General features: G+C 40.2%; 1 protein-coding gene. It reads left to right on the top strand.

Going from position 1 to position 239, the window contains the following annotated elements; all coding sequences use genetic code 11:
- Positions 1-36 precede the first annotated feature (36 nt).
- Positions 37-239: hypothetical protein (locus tag NE619_RS18475; RefSeq protein ID WP_256133921.1), on the top strand; the 203-nt coding region annotated here is incomplete at its 3' end.

Here is a 239-nt window from a genome sequence, read left to right as displayed (position 1 = left end):
AAAGGCGATTCTGATTTCTTAGTTGGATTATCGGCATTGTCATCTACATCGAATACAGTAAAGACGGTTAGCAGACCGTTGGATATCGTACTGGTAGTAGACACGTCAGGTTCTATGGAAAATTCACCGCATATGGGAACTAGGCCTGAGAGTGAGCGATATCGATATGAAGAGATATATGCAGGAAATCTTAGTGAAACAGAAGATCAAGAATATTACACAAAGGATGGAGGCAAAAT

It is taken from the genome of Anaerovorax odorimutans (assembly GCF_024459955.1).
Lineage (GTDB): Bacteria > Bacillota > Clostridia > Peptostreptococcales > Anaerovoracaceae > Hominibacterium > Hominibacterium odorimutans_A.
The sequence above is the reverse complement of the archived record's forward strand: the minus strand, read 5'-3'. Positions and strand labels throughout refer to the sequence as shown.